Here is a 21,226-nt window from a genome sequence, read left to right on the forward strand (position 1 = left end):
GACTTGATTATTTAGAGCCAACATTCGTCAAGTCGCTACTCTTGATTCATAGCGGCTTTTAAGGCCTGCGCTAAAGCACTTTCTTCTGGTTCGTCTGGTTGTGAATATTTTTTCATCAAACGACGTTCTTCATGTTTAGTCATTTTTTGTTTTCGTTCTTTTTTATCGGGAATTTTTTCAGTAATCGAACAGAATTTACATTTGAAAGAACGACCATTTTTTCCTTCTATGATGACCATTTTTTTATGGCATTGTGGGCAACGGTGATTGGATACTTTAGGATCTTTTCGCCGACGATAAGAACATTCTTGGTTTGTACAAACGTAAATCTTCCCATCTTTCGTATTTTTTTCCCGTAAGTTTGAGCCACAATCTGGACATTTTTTTTGCGTAATGGAAAAATCTTGATATTTTTTCTCGCTTTGTTTAATTTCACGGACTAATTTTTTCGTATCCTCTTCAATATCCTTTAAGAAAAGTTGACTCTTTTGTTGACCCGAAGCGATTGCTTCGAGCGACTTTTCCCATTTTTCCGTTAGTTCAGGTGTCACAAGTGATGGATTCACCAAGTCTAATAGTTGCTTTCCTTTGGCAGACACACTTAAACCGCTATTGGTTCGTTCCATCAATTCTGATTTAATCAGTTTTTCAATGATTTCAGCTCGCGTTGCCGGTGTGCCTAAACTGTGTTTCTCCATTTTTCCTAACAACGTTCCTTCGGTTAATGGTTTTGGCGGCGACGTTAATTCTTTGTTAATGGTAAAGTTTGGCGCAACGGTCATGCCTTTTTGCCATTGGACAGTTGATAGCGGCTGTTCGGCTGTTGTTTTCCAGCCAGCAACAACTACTTTATTTTGATGAAAGACAAATATTTCTTTTCCAAAAGCGACTGTAACTTTTGTTTGTTTGGTTTGGTTTGGCTCAGCAAACAAACCTAAGAATCGTTGAACAATCATTTGATAGATTTTTTGTTCATCATTACTTAGCTTTTCATAACGAGGACGTTGTTCAGTTGGAATCAACCCATGGTGATCCGTGACTTTTGCATTTTGGAAAACTTTTTGTTGTTTAACAACAGCCCCATTTTTAAGGTAGCCTTTCACTTCAGGTGAAAAATCAGCAATGGCTTGAAGTCGTTCTTTCATCGTTCCTTTCATATCCGTTGTTAGATATTTGCTGTCAGTTCGAGGATAGGAAACAATTTTATGGGTTTCGTATAAACTTTGTACAAGAGACAACGTTTTCTTTGCAGAAAATTGGAATCGCTGGTTGGCTTCACGCTGGATTTCGGTTAAATCATATGGTAACGGCGCATTTTCTGTTTTAACTTTTTCTTGAATATCGGTAACTAAGCCCTTTTGTTTTGAGAGTTCTTTGACTAATTGTTCTGCTTCCTGCCGTTCTTTTAAAGCGTATGGATTTTTTTGGGTCATCTTTGCTTTTTCTGATTCAACAGTTAACGAGATAGTAAAATAAGTTTGAGGCTTAAATTGTTCAATCGTTTTTTCTTGTTGGCGTACCATTGCTAAAGTTGGTGTTTGAACACGACCTGCGGATAAGTTATCTTGATATTTAACTGTCAAGGCCCGTGTGACGTTTAGCCCAACTAACCAGTCAGCTTTTGCGCGCGCCAAGGCAGAGTAATACAAATTATCGTAGTCTTTCGCTGGGCGAATTTTCTTAAACCCGTCTTTAATGGCTTTGTCTGTTTGAGATGAAATCCATAAGCGTTTGACTGGTTTGTTAAAACGGACATATTCTAAAATCCAGCGGGCCACTAATTCACCTTCACGACCAGCATCGGTGGCAATCACGGCTTCAGAAACATCTTTACGATTAGCTAATTGTTTAATCGCTTTTAATTGATGTCCCGTTTTCGGTAACGGTTTAATCCCTAAATTCTTAGGAATCATCGGTAAAGTTTCCATTTGCCACGTTTGCCATTCTTTGTTTAAATCTTCTGGCATTTTTAGTCCTAAGAGATGGCCTAAAGCCCAGGTGACAATCACGTTGGGTCCTTCATAATAATTCTTATTTTTTTGATTTGCTCCTAAAACGCGGCTTAAATCTTTTGCTACGCTAGGTTTTTCAGCAATAATTAATTGTTTTGCAACCACTAGTTTCGCTCCTTTTTGAGTGCTATCTTTTCGTATTATACCAAATATTAGCTCGATTTTCTCTAAATTCCGAGAATAGAAAAAGAGTTTAAAGAAAATTCCCTGAGGTTTTTCTTTAAACTCATGCGTTTCAAATAACTTTCCGTTTGCAGAATTTTGTTTTGCCAAAATGATTGGATATTGTGGTAAACTCAGCTTTATTTTCAAAAGTAACTGCATGATGATTTTCTAGTAATGCTAAACCGAAGTATTGTTGTAAATCTTCATCGCATTCTTCACACCAGCGTTCTTCCCCATCATTCCAGAAAGCCGTTAAATAATTAGGCTTTGTGTTGACGTATGTATAATTCTGAGAAAGTTTTTGCCAAACTTCCACATAATATGTCTCTGCATCGGTCAAGTTATCGAAGGTTTTTTCTTGAACAATGTCCTCTTGCCAATCATCAAAAAACCACCAAGGTTCATTGTCGCCATACATTGTAATTACTTGATACATTGAACCGCTCCTTTTTTTGCTACTGTAGGTATCATAGTCACTTTCTGAAAAAGTTGCAAGGATTTGGTTTCGGACTGAGAAATTTTTGAAATTTATTTTATCTTGCCACTTCTAAAGAAGCAATAAAATCTTCAATCATGCGACGATAACTTTCTTCCGGCGTGGCTTCTTCGCGTTGAAAATAACCTAAAAAACGTAAGGTAATATAGCCATGGATTAAACTACGTAATTCTCGGCTTTTATGCAGTCGTTCTTCATTATTAAATGGATAAAAAGCTAAAAGTTGTAAGATAATTTGATTGGTTTCATGGATGCCTTCAATTAATTGTTGGTTTTGCGTTTTCGGCACACTGATAAGTAATTCATAGACTGCAGAATTTTCAAAAGCAAATTGTTGGTACGTTTCAGCATATATCCGAATTGCTTCTGCGCCACTCTTACCCACTAAGGCTCTTCTCAATGCATCATTTAATTCTTGAATTAACAAGTCCACTAGAGCATTTTTTACTTCAGCAATATTTTTAAAGTGATTATAGAGTGAAGGATACTTGATGCCTAAATCAACGGCTAAATTTTGAAAGGTTAATTGTTGAACGCCCAATTCTTCCGCTAGGTTGCGGGCACTTTCAAGGATTTTGGCTTTCGTTAAATTCCGTTTTTTTGCCATCTTTCTGACGCCTCCAATTCTTAAATTTTGGACAAGTATTAGTTTATCATATCTATTGACTCTTTTTAAACTATAAATTATAGTTTATAATAATAATTTGTAAACATTATTTTTGAAAGAAGGCTGTTTGGCATGCATATTACCAACCGTTCTCATTTGGCCGATCGTTATGGCAAACGAACCAGTGCAGAATTTTTATTACACGAACGTCCTATTTTATCTTTTCCTATTTCTTTAGCGGCCATTCCTAAAGAAGCCCGCTATTTATCCTGGGAATTAATTGATTATGACACGATTCCTCTAATCGGTTTCCCTTTTATTCATTGGTTAGCTGCCAATGTTCCTGTAACCAATGAGATTCCTGAAGACTTTAGTCGAACAGCACTCAAGCCTACCATTCAAGGAAAAAATAGTCTTGCTTCTCCTTTGGGGAAACAGATGATTCCTGCGCTTGCCACTGAAACGTTACCTGAGTTAACCGAACGTTATCTGGGGTTAAGCCCTCGCTCTGGTGTGCACACCTATACGTTATATGTGTACGCTACAAAAAATCCACTAAATTTAAAAGAAGGCTTTTTTGCGAATGAATTGCATCAAGCATTGAATGATCAACTACTCGCCAAAGCCAAATTTGAATTTCTTTACTAGAAAGTGAGGAAATAGAATGTATGAATTAATTAAAAGTAAAATTTTCCGTCCAAGACAACCTTGGGAAAAAAATCTGCTTGTTTTATGGTTTGGCACATTTATGGCTGGTATTGGCTTTAGCTTAGTGATGCCATTCATGCCTCTTTATATCAACACATTAGGTACTTTTACCCACCAACAATTGAATTTTTGGAGCGGAATCACGTTCTCCTCCACTTTTTTAGTCACGACCATTGTTTCTCCTTGGTGGGGCCGTTTAGCCGACCGAAAAGGACGCAAGTTAATGTTATTACGTGCTTCATTAGGGATGGCTATCGTCATTAGTTTAATGGGCGCAGTCACAAGTGTTTATCAATTGATTGGCTTGCGCTTATTACAAGGTGTTTTTTCCGGTTATATCAGTAATGCAACTGCGTTAGTTGCTACAGGCACACCTAAGGAAAAAAGCGGTCAAGTGCTTGGTACTTTAGCCACTGGTTCTGTTACCGGAACGTTGCTTGGTCCTCTTTTGGGCGGTGTCACTGCGTCTATTTTCGGTTATCGGCCAACCTTTTTCATTACTGGTACGATTTTATTACTCGTTTTTGTTTTGAGTCTCGTCTTTGTTCATGAAGAGTTTGTGCCAATTGAAAAAAATCAAGCCGCATCTGGGAAACAAATTTTAAAAAAACTAGAACATCCCCACGTGATTCTTGGAATGTTTATTACGACATTAATCATTCAAGCTTCCAATAATTCAATTAGTCCCATCATCAGTTTATATATTCAACAATTGTTGGGTGGTCACGGAAATGTCACCTTAATTAGCGGAGTCATTGCTTCTATTCCAGGGATTGCAACGTTAATAGCCGCCCCTCGTTTCGGCCGGTTAGGCGATCGTATTGGCAGTGAACGCATCTTGACAATTGGCTTAATTTTAGCCATTTTCGTTTACCTACCAATGGCCTTTGTTCAAAATGTCTGGCAGCTTGCCATGCTTCGTTTCTTAGTTGGGATTTCCGATGCCTGTTTACTACCAGCTGTTCAAACGTTGATCACTCGTTATTCCCCAAGTGACGCTGCAGGTCGTATTTTCAGTTACAATCAATCTTTCCAAGCGACAGGAAATGTGATTGGTCCTATGATTGGTTCAAGCGTATCTGCCGCTTTCGGTTATCGTGGGGTCTTTATTTCCACTTCTTGTCTGGTTCTCCTTAACCTTCTATGGGTTCGTCGAAGCACCGCCGAATTAAAAAAAGAGAAAAATGATGACTAAGTTATACACAGAAAAGTTATCCACAATTTGAATTTTTAATTTTTCTCTTTTTCTTATTTCAAAAAAAATAGGCATATAAAACAAAAAAGAAAAGCGGATATTTACTGGTTTTATGACCAGCATATCTGCTTTTCTTTTGGTTAACTTCATCCTTTTTGTTTCACAACTCGTGAAACTTTTTAGACGTATTGTAGTTCTTTTTCATCTTGGTAGGCGCGATCAATTAAGCCGCCCCCTAAGCATTCCATTCCATCATAAAAAACAACAGCTTGGCCTGGAGTAACTGCGCGCGCTGGTTCCTTAAACGTAACGGTTGCTTTTGTGCCATCTTCAGATAAGGAAACATGCACTGGAATATCTGCTTGACGATAACGGAATTTAGCCGTACAGTCAAACTCTTTTGGCATTGGTGTATCAACAGTAAAATGAACCTCACTGGCTTCTAAATGTGTTGCATATAGTTTTTCATGGTGAAATCCTTGTCCCACATATAATGTATTGGTAGTTAAATCTTTCCCAATCACAAACCATGGTTCTTGTGTTTTACCGCCGCCACCAATTCCTAAGCCTTGGCGTTGACCGATAGTATAATACATCAGACCATCATGTTGTCCTTTGATTTCGCCATCTTCTGTCACCATGTTGCCTTTTTTAGCTGGTAAATAATTACTCAAAAATTCTTTGAAATTCTTTTCACCAATAAAACAAACGCCCGTTGAGTCTTTTTTCTTGGCTGTGGCTAATCCAGCACGGTCAGCAATTGCACGAACTTCTGATTTTTCCAAGCCACCCAATGGAAACATTGTTTTTGCCAATTGGGCTTGTGATAATTGGCTTAAAAAATAGGTTTGGTCTTTATTATTATCAATTCCACGTAACATATGCACTACGCCATTTTCATCCGTTTCTACTTGCGCATAGTGGCCAGTTGCAACATAGTCAGCGCCTAGTTGCATAGCATAATCTAGGAATGCTTTAAATTTAATTTCTTTATTACACATGACATCTGGATTTGGTGTCCGTCCTAACCGATATTCTGCTAAAAAATATTCAAACACACGGTCCCAATATTCTTTTTCAAAATTGACCGAATAATACGGAATCCCAATTTGATCCGCTACTTTTGCGACATCTTTATAATCCTCAGTTGCGGTACAGACACCATTTTCGTCTGTATCGTCCCAATTTTTCATAAAGATCCCAATTACATCATAGCCTTGCTCTTTTAAAAGCAACGCTGTGACAGATGAATCGACACCGCCACTCATGCCTACCACGACACGCGTTTTGCTGTTATCTGCCATTTTATCACCATCATTTCAATTAGATTCTGAAATCATCCACGATTTGAAGGTCGTAACTTTTCAGTGCTTTTCATTATACTATTTTTTTGAAATAAGTAAAGCAAGCCGGGCGTATAATGAGAAAACACTTGGAACAAAGACACAGCCAACAAGCTATTGCTTTCAAATAAACAGAAAACCTGAAGGAACAAGCTACTTTCACTTGTTTCTTCAGGTTTCTCTAAATTATTCTACTTTCTCTAATACACCACGGCTAATTAAGCCATCCATTAAGAAAAAGTATTTTTCTTTACTCATTTCATGTTGTTCATTCTTGAAAATATTCATTGGTTTTAAACCATTTGCCGTTGTAATGGACATTTTCAACTCTTTTAGATCAGCAGTGATCGTAATTTTCAATTTGAAGCCTTCATTTCTCTGAGGCGTTGGATCTAAGGAACGAATCAATTGAAAGTTCCCTGATTTTGTTTCAGTAAAGCCGTTATCTTTTAATGTATAGCGTTTTGCACTAGGATGTACTTTGTAAAAAACTGTTGAGCCTTCAACAGCAGCCGTTGTTGTAAATGCCATGGGTTCCACCTCATTATTTTCATTGTTATCTTCATTATAGCGAAAACCTGTAGCTGCCGCAATCAGATTATTTTTTCAATTGTTGAATCACTGCAACTAGTACTTCAGAAAAAGTCGCAATTTCTTCTGGTGTGTTCCCGTAGCCAAAACTAATCCGGATTGATTCTTTAATAGCTGAGGAATTTTCTCCATACATCGCTGTCAACACGTGCGAAGGATCCACAGTTCCCGCTGTACAAGCCGAGCCTGTTGAAATCGCAATACCTCTTAAGTCCAAATGCATTAAGAGCAAATCACTGGGAATTCCTTTTAAATGAAGATTTAAGACATGCGCTAAACGATTCGTTGGTTCACCATTAATTGAAAAATCAATATTGGCTTCTTCTAACGCTTTTAAAATAATCGTTTGAAAACTTTGATAGGCTGTTTTTCTTGCTTGCTTTTCTGCAGAAGTTAGTAATGAAACGGCAGTACCCATGCCAATAATTCCAGCTAAGTTTTCCGTGCCCGCACGTCGTTTTTCTTCTTGTTCCCCACCATGTAAAAGAGGTGGTAATTGGATTGCATCGCTTTTAAATAAAAAACCTACGCCTTTTGGACCATTGATTTTATGAGCGGAAATACTTAATAAGTCGATCCCTAATTCATGAGGTAAAATGACTTCACTTCCATAAGCTTGGACGGCATCTGTATGAAAAATCGCCGAATGATTTTTAAGAATTGCACCAACTTCAGCAATCGGTAATCGATTTCCAATTTCATTATTGCCATACATCATTGAAACCAAGATCGTTTCTTCGCGTAAAGACTTTTTGAATTGATCCATTGAAATCTGACCATTTTCATTCACAGGTAAGTAAGTCACTTCAAAGCCTAACGTTTCTAAGTATTCCATCGTTCGTAACACAGCGGGATGTTCAATTGCCGTAGTAATAATATGTTTTCCTTCCTTTTGACGAGAAAAAGCAACTGCCAAGATGGCTGTGTTATCCCCTTCTGTGCCACCACTATTAAAAATAATTTCGTGGGGTTTGGCTTGTAAGCTCTCGGCAATCGTTTGACGCACTTCTTCCAGAAGGCCGTGTGCCTTTCGTCCAAACTGATGAATACTTGATGGATTGCCAAAAGTCGTTTGCATATTTTCAGTCATCGCTTGAATGACCGTTGGATGAAGCGGTGTTGTTGCCGCATGATCTAAATAAATGGGTTCCAAATGACTCGTCCCTTTCCTTATGTTCTGGCGTTATTCTAGCATAAAAAGCTTAAAACACAAAATCAGAATACTTTCTCTTCTATTTATAAAAGAGATAAGAAAAATAGGCCCAACACTATTAAAGTTGTTAGACCTATTTCTAGTTTAAGGAATCACTTATTCTCCTTTTGGTTCTAAACGGAATAATGGACTCATTGGTTTATTTTCATGGATACGAAGTAACGCTTCCCCCATTAACTCAGCGCAAGAAATAATATTCAAGGTTGCTGGTTGGCGGTCTGCTGTCGTATAAACAGAGTCAGTAATACTAATTTCCTTAATTGGCGCATTTTCTAAGGTTGCTTTTGCGCCTTCTGATAACAAACCATGCGAGGCGCAAGCATACACTTCTTGCGCACCATTTTTCATTAAAACTTCCGCCGCTGTGGCTAACGTTTGACCAGTATTCAAAATGTCATCAACAAGAATACATTTTTTCCCAGCGACATTCCCAATAACGTAACCTTCTTGACGCACCCCATCAATCTCTTCATGGTCGACAATTGCTAAGGTCGCATCTAAGTACTCCGATAAACTACGTGCGCGTTGAACGCCACTGTTTTTAGGCGAAACAATCACAATTTCTTCCCCTACTAATGCTTGTTGACGATAATAATGAGCAAACAAAGGCATTGTAAATAAATTATCTACTGGGATATCAAAAAATCCTTGGACTTGAACAGTATGCAAGTCTAATGTTAACAAACGTGTTGCGCCTGCCTCTACCAACATATTAGCAACTAATTTCGCAGTAATGGGCTCTCTTGGTTTCGCTGTGCGGTCTTGGCGAGCATAACCATAGTAAGGCAAAATAACATTAATTGTTTTTGCGCTAGCACGTTTTAATGCATCAATTAAAATAAGCAATTCCATCAAATGATCATTTACAGGAGCATTCGTTGCTTGGATGATGTAGACATGATCGCCACGAATACTTTCTTCAATATTAATTTGAATTTCGCCATCACTAAATTGGCGCACGGTGCTTTTTCCTAATTCTGTTCCTACTGATGCTGCGATTTTTTCAGCAAGTGGTCGATTTGCATTTAAACTGAAGATGCGTAAGGTGTCATCTTGATAGTTTTCGGTCATGATATCCTCCGTCAATATAAAATAATAGTCGTTTTCATTCATATTCTACCATTTTTTGTCATAAAAATCATGGGATCCTCCTTAATTTATTGAAAGAAACGGTTTTCTTTGTGAAAAAAGCGCTTGTATTTAGGTGCACCTAAAAATTATTTGCATTTTCTTAAACTATCCCTTATACTGATTTTAAGGCAAACCTAAAAAGGAGGAATTTCATGAGAAAAAGCTTTAACTTAGCTGTTCAAGCGTTAACCGTTCAATATCAAGGACGGACCGCTTTAAATAATATCCACGTTACTATTCCCTCCGGTAAAATTACTGGAATTATCGGACCAAATGGTGCTGGAAAGTCAACATTTATTAAAGGGTTATTAGGCTTGATTAAAACAAAGGAACGTGATGTTTTGTTAAATAATCAAGCGATTGACCAACAAAAAACAACCATTGCCTATGTAGAACAACGTAGCGCCTTGGATCTTAGTTTCCCAATTAGCGTTTTTGAAACGGTCTTGCTAGGAACCTATCCAAACTTGGGACTATTAAAACGCCCAGGAAAGAAAGAAAAGCAAGCAGCCATGGCTGCATTAAAAATGGTGCAATTAGAAGACTATGCGCAACGCCAGATTGGCGAACTTTCTGGTGGCCAATTACAACGTGTGTTTATTGCCCGTGTTTTGGCCCAAGGTGCTGAGGTGATTTTTTTAGATGAACCTTTCGTCGGCATTGATATGTCTAGTGAAAAAGTGATTATGGATATTCTTAAATCATTAAAAAATCAAGGTAAAATGATTATCATTGTTCACCATGATTTGCACAAAGTGTCCCACTATTTTGATGAATTAATCGTTTTGAAAAACCGGCTAATTGCTGCGGGTCCTGTTGAACAAACGTTTACTGCAGAAACGCTCCAAGAAGCATACGGTGATTTGTTAGGTGATTTATTAATACAGGGGGTTGCAAAATGATTGCTGCATTTATTGATGGTTTATTCCGTTATCAATTTTTACAAAATGCCCTTTTGACGTCTGTAATTGTCGGACTCATTTCAGGGGTAATTGGTTCATTCATTATTTTACGTGGGATGTCTTTGATGGGTGATGCGATTTCCCATGCTGTTTTACCAGGGGTCGCTGTTTCTTATATGTTTGGTTTTAATTATATTTTTGGCGCTTCTATTTTTGGCTTATTAGCTGCATTATCGATTGGCTTTATTACCCAAAAAAGTCCACTAAAAAATGATACTGCCATTGGTGTTGTCTTTAGTTCTTTTTTTGCTTTAGGGATTATTTTTATCTCTTTTGCAAAAAGTTCCACCGATTTATATCATATTCTGTTTGGAAATGTATTAGCGGTCGCAGATACCGATATTTTAATTACTTGTGTCGTCGGCGTGATTGTTTTGATTTTTGTGGCATTGTTTTATAAAGAGTTGCAACTCACTTCTTTTGATCCCACAATGGCTCAGGCCTATGGTTTAAATATTCAATTTTTCCACTATGCATTGATGTTTTTACTAACATTAGTCGCTGTTTCTTCTTTGCAAACCGTCGGAACTATTTTAGTCATTGCCATGCTGATTACGCCAGCGGCAACAGCTTATCTATTAACAAATCACTTACCGACAATGATTGGCTTAGCCTCTACTTTTGGGATTTTAAGTTCAGTGATTGGCCTATTCTTTAGTTATTCTTATAACTTAGCTTCTGGTGCGACGATTGTTTTAACCGCCGCCTTATTCTTTTTATTGGCTTTCTTTTTCTCACCAAAGAAAGGCCTAGTATTTGTAAACCGTGAGAAAGAAATGGAGGAATCAACGAATGAAAAAATTTAGTTTATTTTTTTTAACACTTTTAGCAGGGTTAACGTTAGCTGCTTGCGGGAATCAAGCCGCTGAAAAGAAAGAAAAATTAGCAATTGTGACAACGAACTCGATCTTATCCGATTTAGTGAAAAATGTTGGGGAAGACAAAATTGAGCTGCATAGTATTGTGCCAATTGGGACAGACCCTCACGAATATGAACCGTTACCAGAAGACATTGCGAAAGCTTCTGAAGCGGACATTTTATTCTTTAACGGCTTGAACTTAGAAACAGGCGGAAATGGCTGGTTTAACAAATTAATGAAAACGGCCAAAAAAGTTGAGAATAAAGATTACTTTTCTACAAGCAAAAATGTTACGCCACAATATTTAACAAGTGCCGGTCAAGAACAAACAGAAGATCCACATGCTTGGTTAGACATTGAAAATGGCATTAAATATGTAGAAAACATTCGTGACGTGTTAGTAGAAAAAGATCCAAAAAATAAAGATTTCTATACAGAAAACGCGAAAAATTATACCGAAAAACTTAGCAAACTACATGAGGAAGCCAAAGCTAAATTTGCTGATATTCCTGATGATAAAAAATTATTAGTTACAAGTGAAGGTGCCTTTAAATATTTCTCCAAAGCTTATGATTTAAATGCCGCTTATATTTGGGAAATTAACACAGAAAGTCAAGGAACACCTGAACAAATGACCACGATTATTGATACCATTAAGAAATCAAAAGCACCTGTGTTATTTGTTGAAACCAGTGTCGATAAACGTAGTATGGAACGGGTCTCAAAAGAAGTGAAACGACCAATTTACGATACACTTTTCACAGACTCTCTTGCCAAAGAAGGAACAGAAGGCGATACGTACTACAGCATGATGAACTGGAATTTAACAAAAATCCATGATGGCTTAATGAGTAAATAAATAATAAAGAAGAAAGAACCAAGTTGACTCCCCCTCAACTTGGTTCTTTCTTCTTTATTTAACTAATTCCTCAATATCAATTACTCGATCCACAATTTCCTCATAAAAATCTGCTTCATGGGAAACCAGAAAAACCGTTCCTGGGTAAACGTGAATTGCTTCTTGTAAACTTTTTTTGGCCGCTTCATCAATATGATTGGTTGGCTCATCTAAAAATAACAAATTACTAGTTTGCATCATTAGTTCCGCTAGTTTTACTTTTGTTTGCTCACCACCACTTAACAGGGCTAACGACTGCATTGCTAACTTATCTGGTAAACCTGCTCTAGCCAAATGACTTCTTCGCTCTTTAATCGTTGTATCTGGAAAACGATCTGATAAATAGTCTAGCGGCGTTAACTGCTCATTAGGCCACGCTAAGTCTTGGGTAAAATAAGCAATTTTTGTATTCAGCGGATAATGAAATTCTCCATCTAATGAAGGAATCACTTTCGTCAATGTTTTAATTAATGTTGATTTGCCAATCCCATTAAAGCCTTTCAATGCGACTTTTTCACCGACATGAACCATTAAATCTAACGGTTCTAACAAAGGTTCCGGATAGCCGACAACTAACTTCTGGGTCGTTAGTGCTTGCGTTGCAACTAACCCTTGATAAGGAAATTCAATCGCTGGCTTAGTCAAGGAACCTGGCGGAGTCAATCGTTCCAACCGGTCCAATTGTTTTTGTCGACTTTTAGCCATCGTTGCTCGATTTCCAGCTTTGTATTTACGAATATAGGCTTCCATTTTTTCAATTTTTTCTTGTTGGGCCTGATACTGTTTCAAATAGGTTTGTTTATTCTGCTCTTTTTGTGCAAAAGATTTTTCTACATTTCCAGTATATTTGGTTAATTTGCCAAACTCAATATCTGCGATGCAATTCGTCACTTCATTTAAAAATTGATAATCATGGGAGACTAATAGAAAGCTTCCTTCAAAATTATTCAGATAGCGAACAAGCCATTGAATATGTGTATCATCTAAATAGTTGGTGGGTTCATCTAAAAGTAACACATCAGGGGCCTCTAACAATAATTTTGCTAAAATCACTTTTGAACGTTGACCACCGCTTAGCTCCCCTAACTTTTTATCCAAACCAATTGCTTGTAGTCCTAACCCATTGGCTAAATCCTGAATAATCGTGTCGATTTGGTAAAAATTACTTTCATCTAAATCTGTTTGTAATTTGCCTGCTTGTTCTAAAAGTTTTTCCGAAGCCGTTTGACTGTATTCTTCATAAAGTTTTGTCAGTTTCGCTTCTTTATCAAAAAGTTCTTGAAAGGCTTGTTTCAAAAAATCAACCATCGTTAGTGATTGTTCTACAGAAACATGCTGATCCAAGTACCCAATCTTGCAATTTTTTTGCCACTGAATCGTTCCTTCGTCTGGCAATACTTCCCCCGTTAAAATTTTAATTAAGGTGGATTTGCCGACCCCATTTTGGCCAGTTAAGCCTAAATGATCCCCCTTATTCACTTGCAATGAAGCCTCTTCATACAAGACCTTTTCGCCAAATCGATGCGTTAAATGTTCAATAGTTAAAATACTCATTTTCGTCACTTCTTTCTTGTTAACTGATTATTTTGGGACAACAAAAAAAGAACCACGTATGCACGTCGTCCATCCTGACAGAAATCCCGACAACCGCTTGTACGTACACTCAAATAAGACTAGCTTTTCTAGTCAAAAAATGTCCTATCAAGCGATGAAGAAATTAATTGCTCGGCTCCACAACAGTGCTTCATCTGTTCTTAAACTATCGGGAGCTACTTTTCTTGTTAATTTATCAGTTAAAACAAAAAACATGTGAATCACCTTTCTTATGCTTGTATTCTACCATAGAATGACAAGAAAGCAAGCCACGTTGGTTTATAACGAAAGGAGCCCACAAACAATCATTTTGTCGGCTCCCTATCCCTATTATTCTGACAAATAGTTTAATGCATAGCGTACGTGGTACTCTGCTGCTAAAAGTAAGGCACGTTCATCAATATCAAATTGTTCATGATGGTGTCCAAAATGAGTAGCAGGATTTTCAGGGTTTCGTGAACCGACCCGTCCATAGATACCAGGAATTACCGCTAAGTAATCAGCAAAATCATCCGCCCCTAAACTTTTAGGATGATCGGTCACAACATTTTCAAAACCAACAATTTCACTGGCTACCTGCTGTGCACGGTTGGTTGCTTGTTCTTCATTAATTAATGGATTCGCTGCCGCATAAACAGAAAAATCAGCAATTTCTGTGCGATGAGACTGGGCAATTTCATGGGCAATTTCTTCGACTCGTTGTAAAACAAATTGGCGCGTTTCCTGACTAAATGTTCGAACAGTACCTTCAATGGTTGCCTGGTTTGCTACAATATTATAGCGTGTTCCTGCTTGTAAAACGCCAATTCCTACTACGACAGAATCTAAAGGATCAATCTCGCGAGCTACAATTTTTTGTAATTCCACAACGATACTGGCCGCTGCTAAAACAGCATCCCGGCCATTCTGTGGTTGGGCGACGTGACTACTTTGACCACTGACTTCAATTTTAAAAATATCACAAGAGGCGTTGGTGGCGCCTTTGGTAGCGACTAATTTTCCGACCGGCACACTGGAATCTAAATGAATCCCAAACACTTGGTCGATTGCTTCTAAATAATTTCCTTCCACAAATTGTCGAGCGCCTGCACCAATTTCTTCAGCTGGCTGGAAGGCCAGTTTAATCGTTCCTGAAAAGGTATCCTGATGTTTTTTGAGCACTTTAGCTGCACCTAGCAATGCTGCCGCATGACCATCGTGTCCACAAGCATGATTGAGTCCTGGATTTTTAGAAGCATAGGCAGCACCTGTTGCATCTGGCAATTCCAACGCATCAATATCTGCACGTAACAAAATCGTTTTGCCAGCGCCAAGACTTCCTTCAATGGTTGCTAAAACACCCGTTTCCCCTACTTCTACAAAAGGAATAGCTAAGGCTAGTAGTTCTTCTTTAATTCGCTTAATCGTTTCATATTCTTTTAAACTTGCTTCAGGGTATTGATGAAAATGACGTCTTAAATGGATTATCCATTCCTTTTCTGTAGCAATAGCTTCTTGGATTATTTGAATCGTTGTTGTACTCATTATAAATGCCTCCTTTATTTTTTACCAAATGTTTCCCAGGCCGGAACATTGGCGCCTTTTGATGTTTCCGCAATGACCTTTTTCGTTTCTTCTTGTTGATATTCTTCTACAACTTTTTGATAAAGTTTATTCTCTTGATCTTCTTCTCGAGCCACGACAATGTTCACATAAGGTTTCGCTTTTTCGTTTACAGGTTCTAAGAAAATAGCATCTTTATCTGGTGTATACCCAGCATCGACAGCCATGCCGCTATTAATCACTGAAGCATCGACATCTTGTAAAGCGCGCGCTGTTTGCGTAGCATCTAATTCAGTTATTTTCAATTGGCGTTTATTTTCAGTAATATCACTGACAGTCGGTAGTTGCTGTTTCGCAGGATCAACTTTTATCAGTCCTGCAGTTTGTAATAAAATTAACGCCCGCCCACCATTCGTTGGGTCATTAGGAATAGCAATTTCTCCGCCGTCTTTAATTTTCGTGATATCTTTCAATTTATTAGCGTAAATTCCCAATGGTGCATTGACTGTATTGCCAATTGATACTAATTTCGTCCCATGTTCTTTATTGTAATTGTCTAAAAAGATTTGATGCTGAAAGGCATTTAAATCAATTTCTTTTTCTGCTAATGCTGCATTTGGTTGCGTATAGTCTGTAAATTCTACCAATTGTAGATCAATATTTTTCTTTTTCAAACGGTCTTTGACCGATTCCCATTCATCATTTTTTGTTCCTACAACCCCTAGTTTAACGGTTTCTGCCTTAGTATCCTTCGCAGACCCCGATGCACAACCTGCAATCGTAAAAGCTAATACCCCAATAAGTCCAATTAATTTACTAAATTTTTTCATTTGTCATTTCTCCTTTTTTCTAATGTGATGTTTTTTTGATTAATTGATTACTAATGGCTTGACTGATAAATACCATAATTAAAATAATTAACGTGGCCATAAATGTCACATCGGTTTGAAACCGATTGTATCCTCGAGTAATCGCTAAGTTGCCCAGACCACCGGCTCCAATCGCTCCTGCCATGGCTGTTAATCCAATCAAATTAATAATTGTCACTGCTGAAACACGAATAATACTTGGTAACCCTTCAATTAAATAAACCCGAAAAATAATCCCTAAGGGACTCGTCCCCATGGCTTCTGCCGCTTCAATAACGCCAGGATCCACTTCTAATAACGCATTTTCAATTTGGCGCGCGAAGAACGGAATTACGCCAATAACTAATGGGACTAACGCTGCGGTTGTACCAATTGTCGTTCCTGCCAAAATTCGTGTTAATGGTTGAATCAGTGCGAGCATAATGATGAAAGGAATAGAACGACAAACATTAATAATTTTTTCTAAGACGCTATACAGGGGTGGATTTTTCAAAACACCACTGGGTCCAGTACTGACAAGCACAACACCCAACAAGACTCCTAACACACCAGCAATTAAGGCTGTCCAAAAAACCATGTATAATGTTTCCCATGTACTTTGAAGAAACTCTTGTTTTAATTGAACGACATTCGGAAAATATTTCTCAAATAATTGATACATTCTCAGTTCACTCCTTTTTTAAATCACCTGTAAATTCTGCTTTTGCTTCGTTTGCTGATAGGTTTTCAAAACATTGGTTCGCACGCCTTGTTTCGCTAAATAAGTAAGGGCTTGTTGACGCTGGGCCTCATCACCAGAAAGCACCACAATTAAATGGCCAATAGGAACGTTTTGAACAATTTCGACATTGCCATAAAGGATATTTGTATATACCTGATATTGGCTATACAATTGTGCAATTAATGGCTCGTTCGTTTGATCTCCCACATAAGAAAATTCAATTAATTCTTGATTTTTATCTAAATCAGCTAATTTAGGATGTTCAAGAATCGTGGTTAATGCTTGGTCAATATGAGTTGCTGTCCGAATAAAATCTTTGGTTAAAGGTTGTTGGGGTTGACTAAAAATCGAAACAATATCGTTTGATTCGACAACGCAGCCATTTTCCATCACCGCGACTTTATTACAAATTTCTTTAACCACTTGCATTTCATGGGTGATTAAGACAATCGTCAAGTTCAGTTCTTGATTTAACTTTTTTAACAAGGCTAAAATCTGTCCCGTTGTTTTTGGATCTAACGCACTCGTCGCTTCATCACAAAGTAAAATTTCAGGATCATTTGCTAAAGCGCGGGCAATCGCAACCCGCTGTTTTTGCCCTCCTGATAGTTGACTGGGGTAAGCGTCCCGTTTTTCACTTAGTCCAACTAGCTCTAATAAATGGCTGATTTTTTGACGCCGTTCACTTTTACTTAGCCCAGAATATTTTAATGAAAAATCGATATTACTAAATATAGTCCGCTCTTTCATCAAATTAAAATGTTGAAAAATCATTCCAATCTTTTTTCGTTGTTGTCGTAATTCCTTTTTAGAAAAAGTTAAAATATTTTCTTTGTTAATAATAACGGTGCCCGCTGTTGGTCGTTGCAATAAATTAATTACCCGTACTAGCGTACTTTTTCCAGCACCGGAATAACCAACGATTCCGTAGATATCCCCTTTATCAATTGTCAAAGAAACATCTTGGACAGCCTGAATTTCTTGTTTTTTTTGTTGAAATGTCACACTGATATTTTTTAGTTCAATCATTCTTTATCCCCCTTCATTCTTACCAACCTGCATTTTTTCATAAAAAAGAAAAAAGCATCCTCAACGACACAACTCGAGTTGTATCGTTGAGGACGCTTTTTTGCGTGTTACCACCTCATGTTCAGAATTTGCTCACACAAATTCCCTTTTCAAGTACGGAACAATATGTTCGATACCCTAGCTCGATAACGGGAGCCCCCGTCGCCGCCTTGTGTTTAACACTCGGAGCGCTTGCTCAATAGCCATTTTCCAAAACGTCTTTGTCACCTATTCTCAGCTACCTAGGCTCTCTGTTAGACAAATCAAGTCTTGTACTTACTATATCACTGCTTTTTTATTTCTATTCATTTTAAACTGATTTTCGTTTATTTTCAAAATCAAACAGACTAGAGTTACTACCCCTTCAAGCATCGAGTAATCGCAGATAATAGCTACTCTCTCTCTTTGCATCAGTCGTAGTGCTCAACAGGATTTGACTGTGACGAGAATCGTAGGAACACTTTCGTGCAAATGACACAACTTGCCCTTCGGTCACCTTGTACTGTTCATCACTCACAAAGGCCATCCTGCGTCGAGTAATCGCAGACATCATCTGCTCTGTCGCTTCGCGCCAGTCGTAGTGATTCACAGCAAAAAGCCCTTCACTAGCGTTTTGCTAGTAAAGGGCGAATGATTCGCGGTACCACCTTTTTTCGAAATATAACTGATTCTTTATATCTCATCTCTTATCCAAGTCTTTATTAACTTGGTGCACATGGTAACGGGTGCTTAGCCGAAATTGCTTACTTATCAGCAATTTATTCTCAGAGGCCATCTTCAACTTTTCTGAACCTTGTCCCTTTTCACCAATCAGGACTCTCTTTTGAAGGTCATCAAAATTTACTCTTCTCTTCAACGAATGAATAGTTATCTGTGATGTTGATTTACACTTTACTAGAGAAAAAAGAGATTGTCAACAGTTTTTCTTAGAAAAAAATCATTTTTCTTTTTTTACGAAAGAGCAATTGACAAACTTTCGTCTATACGTTATTCTATTTCTTGTGCACGAGATTTGTACGATTTTTCAAAAGGAACTTTGACGATTACTCGTCGCAGTGTAGCCTTTGAAAATGAACTCTATGGGTTTCACTTCGTTGCAATCCTCGAGTTAGTTTAGCCTTTGAAAGTGCCGCCTTAGCTCAGTTGGTAGAGCACCACCATGGTAAGGTGGGGGTCGCCGGTTCAAGCCCGGCAGGTGGCTTTTTGGTAAAATCCCAACTCTTTAATAAAGAGTTGGGATTTTTTTGTTTTGCCTACCCTTAGTGTTCTGTCAAGATGAGAAAATAACAAAAGCAATTTCTTCATTCCACTCGTTATGGTATATTTTAATTGTTAAATAATTATTGGAGTGGAGTACAATCATGAAACAATTACCTACAGAATCAAAAAAATTTGATTTAAAGAATTGGTGTATTGAAAATAAAACCTATCTTCTATTGATCATTTTAATTTATCAAGTGGCAGTTTTATCCATCGGCATTATCAATTTCCCTTATTTAGATGATAATGCTCGCCAAGTCGCTGGAATGACAGATTTTGGTACGACTTACGCACGTTGGGGCAGTGAATTTCTCTCATGGTTTGTTCAAGGAAGTCGTCATTTGACAGATCTGGGCTTGACCACACCGATTCTGACAGGTCTTATCTTATCTCTCACAAGCATACTAGCTATTTATATCATCAATGACCAAAAAATTAGCTGGGGTTCCTCTTTAGTAGCTACTTTAATTGGCCTCAATCCTTGGTTCCTCCAATGTCTTAGTTTCAGGTTTGATAGTCCCTATATGGCATTGAGTATTTTTTGTTCGTTTCTTCCTTTTTATTGGTGGCAGCGTAATTCTTTTACGTTTTTCTTGGTTTCTGTCTTTTCACTGTTTGTTATGTTTAATACTTACCAAGCCTCGTCAGGAATTTATATAGTTATCGTCTTATTCCTTACTTTCAAGCAGTTGCTTGCTGGAGAAAATTTCATTGCTCTTTGTAAAAAAGTCGCACTTGCTGCTATCGCTTATCTACTTTCTATAGTGAGCTACCTTATAGAGTTAAAATTTGTACCTTCCGCAACAAACAACATTGGGGGCAGTCAGGCCTTACCAAGTTTGCATGATATTCCCAGTGTGGCTTATCAAAATAGTTACCATTATTTTTCAGAGCTATTGAACCAGAGTAATCGTTTATGGCTCTTATTACTGCTCCTACTGCTTGTTTTATTTTTTATTAGTCATCTATCAAATAGCAAAATCAACTTAGGCCTAAGTTTCCTTTATTGTATCTTGTATTTAGGACTTGCTTCTCTCTTAAGTTTTGGTATTTTTATTGTCTATTCAAGAAATATCGCAGGTGATGCGCCTCGCTATATTTACGGATTTGCTGTTTTTGTTACAATCAGCATGTTAAGTTTATTTAACAATCGACAAGTGAAAGCAATTTATCTAACTTCGTTACTTGTGGCCAGCTTGTTATCTTATTATATTTTATCGTTTGTTTTGGTGTATTCTTCCACATTAAACTATCAAAAAGAAGCATTCAATCGCCAAGCAGCTGTTTTAACAGATGATTTAAAAAATGTTGTAACAAACGAACGAAAAAAAGTTTATTTAAATACGTTTTTCAAAAATTCAACTGTTTATGCTAATACAAGTCGAAACTACCCAATTCTTTCAAAAATTGTGCCACCAAATGACGGTCTATATTTCCCTAATTACGTTTGGTTCAATACTTCATCGAATTTAGGAGTAGAGATGGCACCACTGACCGATACGGATATGTCTAAAAATCAAAAAGTAGTAAGTAATCACTTTTATGACATTTATACAAACAACAAAGAAATATTTGTGTTTATGAAATAATTTGTTCCATCCAAAAACACTTCTTTTGCAATAAACGTGACTGTATGGTTTGATTAAGATGGATTAAGTATTCTTTTCGGATAAAGCTAGTACTTCCTGAAACTTGTTTATTTCCCATTTTTCTTATGAAGTAACAAAATTTTTGAGAAAAAACAGCTCGTTTTCTATGTTATGATAGAGAAGTGAAAATCACCAGAAAGGTTGTTGCGGACTATGAGAACTCGTCAGAAAAAATTATTTTTATTTTCAATGATTTTGTGGTTGGTTGAATTTTTAATTACACGGATTTCTGATTCTTTTCCAGGAGCAACGCCATTGTTCGTTGTGATTTGCTTGATTCAAGGAATCCTTTTTACTTATTTCTGTCTTGCTTTTTTCTATTATCCGCAATAATCAGTCAAGA

Annotated in this window: 19 protein-coding genes, 1 tRNA gene and 2 other annotated features; of the genes, 8 read left to right on the top strand and 12 right to left on the bottom strand. The window is 37.4% G+C overall.

Annotated elements, in window-relative coordinates:
- Positions 1-35: 35 nt before the first annotated feature.
- The 3 genes from IGJ24_RS08685 to IGJ24_RS08695 all read right to left on the bottom strand — a co-directional run bounded on the left by IGJ24_RS08685 (position 36) and on the right by IGJ24_RS08695 (position 3,280).
- Positions 36-2,117: a DNA topoisomerase III gene (locus IGJ24_RS08685; RefSeq protein WP_002378482.1), complete on the bottom strand. Its 2,082-nt coding sequence runs from the start codon at positions 2,115-2,117 to the stop codon at positions 36-38.
- Positions 2,118-2,247: 130 nt separating this feature from the next.
- On the bottom strand, positions 2,248-2,613 hold the full coding sequence (locus IGJ24_RS08690; RefSeq protein ID WP_002356966.1) for a DUF1033 family protein: 366 nt from the start codon (positions 2,611-2,613) through the stop codon (positions 2,248-2,250).
- A gap of 97 nt (positions 2,614-2,710) precedes the next feature.
- Complete coding sequence (locus IGJ24_RS08695) at positions 2,711-3,280, bottom strand: TetR/AcrR family transcriptional regulator (RefSeq protein ID WP_002364252.1); 570 nt, start codon at positions 3,278-3,280, stop codon at positions 2,711-2,713.
- A gap of 132 nt (positions 3,281-3,412) precedes the next feature.
- Here IGJ24_RS08695 and IGJ24_RS08700 point away from each other — a divergent pair, with 132 nt between their 5' ends.
- Together IGJ24_RS08700 and IGJ24_RS08705 are read left to right on the top strand one after the other, a co-directional pair.
- Positions 3,413-3,928, top strand: coding sequence for a YbhB/YbcL family Raf kinase inhibitor-like protein (locus IGJ24_RS08700; RefSeq protein ID WP_002356963.1), 516 nt, complete (start codon positions 3,413-3,415; stop codon positions 3,926-3,928).
- Between the two features lie 16 nt (positions 3,929-3,944).
- Positions 3,945-5,183: a multidrug efflux MFS transporter gene (locus IGJ24_RS08705; protein ID WP_002362074.1), complete on the top strand. Its 1,239-nt coding sequence runs from the start codon at positions 3,945-3,947 to the stop codon at positions 5,181-5,183.
- 179 nt (positions 5,184-5,362) lie between these two features.
- Here the strand turns inward: IGJ24_RS08705 and mnmA are convergent, their stop codons facing one another.
- The 4 genes from mnmA to IGJ24_RS08725 form a co-directional block, all read right to left on the bottom strand.
- Positions 5,363-6,487, bottom strand: coding sequence for a tRNA 2-thiouridine(34) synthase MnmA (gene mnmA, locus IGJ24_RS08710; protein ID WP_128705169.1), 1,125 nt, complete (start codon positions 6,485-6,487; stop codon positions 5,363-5,365).
- 225 nt (positions 6,488-6,712) lie between these two features.
- Positions 6,713-7,057, bottom strand: a complete 345-nt coding sequence (locus IGJ24_RS08715; RefSeq protein WP_002356959.1) for a DUF1831 domain-containing protein — start codon at positions 7,055-7,057, stop codon at positions 6,713-6,715.
- Positions 7,058-7,124: 67 nt separating this feature from the next.
- On the bottom strand, positions 7,125-8,270 hold the full coding sequence (locus IGJ24_RS08720) for a cysteine desulfurase family protein (protein ID WP_002360007.1): 1,146 nt from the start codon (positions 8,268-8,270) through the stop codon (positions 7,125-7,127).
- 156 nt (positions 8,271-8,426) lie between these two features.
- Positions 8,427-9,401 carry a ribose-phosphate diphosphokinase gene (locus tag IGJ24_RS08725; protein ID WP_002362076.1) on the bottom strand — a complete coding sequence of 325 codons (975 nt, stop codon included), beginning with the start codon at positions 9,399-9,401 and terminating at the stop codon, positions 8,427-8,429.
- A gap of 212 nt (positions 9,402-9,613) precedes the next feature.
- Here IGJ24_RS08725 and IGJ24_RS08730 point away from each other — a divergent pair, with 212 nt between their 5' ends.
- The 3 genes from IGJ24_RS08730 to IGJ24_RS08740 are packed head-to-tail and all read left to right on the top strand — an operon-like array spanning position 9,614 to position 12,142.
- Complete coding sequence (locus IGJ24_RS08730; RefSeq protein WP_002360005.1) at positions 9,614-10,363, top strand: metal ABC transporter ATP-binding protein; 750 nt, start codon at positions 9,614-9,616, stop codon at positions 10,361-10,363.
- Positions 10,360-11,229 (top strand): metal ABC transporter permease, encoded by an 870-nt coding sequence (locus tag IGJ24_RS08735; protein WP_002369145.1) that lies wholly within the window; start codon positions 10,360-10,362, stop codon positions 11,227-11,229. The genes IGJ24_RS08730 and IGJ24_RS08735 overlap by 4 nt, the downstream gene beginning before the upstream one ends.
- Complete coding sequence (locus IGJ24_RS08740; RefSeq protein ID WP_002360002.1) at positions 11,216-12,142, top strand: metal ABC transporter substrate-binding protein; 927 nt, start codon at positions 11,216-11,218, stop codon at positions 12,140-12,142. Before IGJ24_RS08735 ends, IGJ24_RS08740 begins: the two co-directional genes overlap by 14 nt.
- Positions 12,143-12,196: 54 nt before the next feature.
- On the opposite strand, the gene IGJ24_RS08745 is transcribed toward IGJ24_RS08740, so the two are convergent.
- The 5 genes from IGJ24_RS08745 to IGJ24_RS08765 form a co-directional block, all read right to left on the bottom strand.
- On the bottom strand, positions 12,197-13,735 hold the full coding sequence (locus tag IGJ24_RS08745; protein WP_289865396.1) for an ABC-F family ATP-binding cassette domain-containing protein: 1,539 nt from the start codon (positions 13,733-13,735) through the stop codon (positions 12,197-12,199).
- A gap of 369 nt (positions 13,736-14,104) precedes the next feature.
- Positions 14,105-15,298 (bottom strand): amidohydrolase, encoded by a 1,194-nt coding sequence (locus tag IGJ24_RS08750; protein WP_033786364.1) that lies wholly within the window; start codon positions 15,296-15,298, stop codon positions 14,105-14,107.
- Positions 15,299-15,312: 14 nt separating this feature from the next.
- The gene (locus tag IGJ24_RS08755) at positions 15,313-16,146 is read right to left on the bottom strand and encodes a MetQ/NlpA family ABC transporter substrate-binding protein (RefSeq protein WP_002359999.1); all 834 of its coding nucleotides are present in this window, start codon (positions 16,144-16,146) and stop codon (positions 15,313-15,315) included.
- A gap of 19 nt (positions 16,147-16,165) precedes the next feature.
- Positions 16,166-16,846 carry a methionine ABC transporter permease gene (locus IGJ24_RS08760; RefSeq protein ID WP_002359998.1) on the bottom strand — a complete coding sequence of 227 codons (681 nt, stop codon included), beginning with the start codon at positions 16,844-16,846 and terminating at the stop codon, positions 16,166-16,168.
- Between the two features lie 18 nt (positions 16,847-16,864).
- Positions 16,865-17,935: a methionine ABC transporter ATP-binding protein gene (locus IGJ24_RS08765; RefSeq protein WP_002356948.1), complete on the bottom strand. Its 1,071-nt coding sequence runs from the start codon at positions 17,933-17,935 to the stop codon at positions 16,865-16,867.
- An 85-nt stretch (positions 17,936-18,020) separates the two neighbouring features.
- Positions 18,021-18,271: a binding site (T-box leader), on the bottom strand.
- 322 nt (positions 18,272-18,593) lie between these two features.
- Positions 18,594-18,839: a binding site (T-box leader), on the bottom strand.
- 263 nt (positions 18,840-19,102) lie between these two features.
- Between IGJ24_RS08765 and IGJ24_RS08770 the strand changes: the two genes are divergently transcribed.
- The 3 genes from IGJ24_RS08770 to IGJ24_RS08780 all read left to right on the top strand — a co-directional run bounded on the left by IGJ24_RS08770 (position 19,103) and on the right by IGJ24_RS08780 (position 21,216).
- Positions 19,103-19,175: transfer RNA gene (locus IGJ24_RS08770), tRNA-Thr, on the top strand.
- Between the two features lie 160 nt (positions 19,176-19,335).
- On the top strand, positions 19,336-20,823 hold the full coding sequence (locus tag IGJ24_RS08775; protein WP_010817461.1) for a glucosyltransferase domain-containing protein: 1,488 nt from the start codon (positions 19,336-19,338) through the stop codon (positions 20,821-20,823).
- Positions 20,824-21,036: 213 nt separating this feature from the next.
- Positions 21,037-21,216 (top strand): hypothetical protein, encoded by a 180-nt coding sequence (locus IGJ24_RS08780; RefSeq protein ID WP_002383739.1) that lies wholly within the window; start codon positions 21,037-21,039, stop codon positions 21,214-21,216.
- Positions 21,217-21,226: the final 10 nt, after the last annotated feature.

Origin of the sequence: Enterococcus sp. DIV0546 (genome assembly GCF_051712785.1) — a bacterium.
GTDB lineage: Bacteria > Bacillota > Bacilli > Lactobacillales > Enterococcaceae > Enterococcus > Enterococcus faecalis.

What these genes read in the sequence shown, in the direction of transcription:
- IGJ24_RS08695 (WP_002364252.1), bottom strand. Translation starts at nt 3,280, where the DNA reads ATGGCAAAAAAACGGAATTTAACGAAAGCCAAAATCCTTGAAAGTGCC.
- IGJ24_RS08725 (WP_002362076.1), bottom strand. Translation starts at nt 9,401, where the DNA reads ATGACCGAAAACTATCAAGATGACACCTTACGCATCTTCAGTTTAAAT.
- IGJ24_RS08690 (WP_002356966.1), bottom strand. Translation starts at nt 2,613, where the DNA reads ATGTATCAAGTAATTACAATGTATGGCGACAATGAACCTTGGTGGTTT.
- IGJ24_RS08780 (WP_002383739.1), top strand. Translation starts at nt 21,037, where the DNA reads ATGAGAACTCGTCAGAAAAAATTATTTTTATTTTCAATGATTTTGTGG.
- IGJ24_RS08760 (WP_002359998.1), bottom strand. Translation starts at nt 16,846, where the DNA reads ATGTATCAATTATTTGAGAAATATTTTCCGAATGTCGTTCAATTAAAA.
- IGJ24_RS08735 (WP_002369145.1), top strand. Translation starts at nt 10,360, where the DNA reads ATGATTGCTGCATTTATTGATGGTTTATTCCGTTATCAATTTTTACAA.
- IGJ24_RS08775 (WP_010817461.1), top strand. Translation starts at nt 19,336, where the DNA reads ATGAAACAATTACCTACAGAATCAAAAAAATTTGATTTAAAGAATTGG.
- IGJ24_RS08730 (WP_002360005.1), top strand. Translation starts at nt 9,614, where the DNA reads ATGAGAAAAAGCTTTAACTTAGCTGTTCAAGCGTTAACCGTTCAATAT.
- IGJ24_RS08765 (WP_002356948.1), bottom strand. Translation starts at nt 17,935, where the DNA reads ATGATTGAACTAAAAAATATCAGTGTGACATTTCAACAAAAAAAACAA.
- IGJ24_RS08705 (WP_002362074.1), top strand. Translation starts at nt 3,945, where the DNA reads ATGTATGAATTAATTAAAAGTAAAATTTTCCGTCCAAGACAACCTTGG.
- IGJ24_RS08700 (WP_002356963.1), top strand. Translation starts at nt 3,413, where the DNA reads ATGCATATTACCAACCGTTCTCATTTGGCCGATCGTTATGGCAAACGA.
- IGJ24_RS08745 (WP_289865396.1), bottom strand. Translation starts at nt 13,735, where the DNA reads ATGAGTATTTTAACTATTGAACATTTAACGCATCGATTTGGCGAAAAG.
- IGJ24_RS08755 (WP_002359999.1), bottom strand. Translation starts at nt 16,146, where the DNA reads ATGAAAAAATTTAGTAAATTAATTGGACTTATTGGGGTATTAGCTTTT.
- IGJ24_RS08750 (WP_033786364.1), bottom strand. Translation starts at nt 15,298, where the DNA reads ATGAGTACAACAACGATTCAAATAATCCAAGAAGCTATTGCTACAGAA.
- IGJ24_RS08715 (WP_002356959.1), bottom strand. Translation starts at nt 7,057, where the DNA reads ATGGCATTTACAACAACGGCTGCTGTTGAAGGCTCAACAGTTTTTTAC.
- IGJ24_RS08740 (WP_002360002.1), top strand. Translation starts at nt 11,216, where the DNA reads ATGAAAAAATTTAGTTTATTTTTTTTAACACTTTTAGCAGGGTTAACG.
- mnmA (WP_128705169.1), bottom strand. Translation starts at nt 6,487, where the DNA reads ATGGCAGATAACAGCAAAACGCGTGTCGTGGTAGGCATGAGTGGCGGT.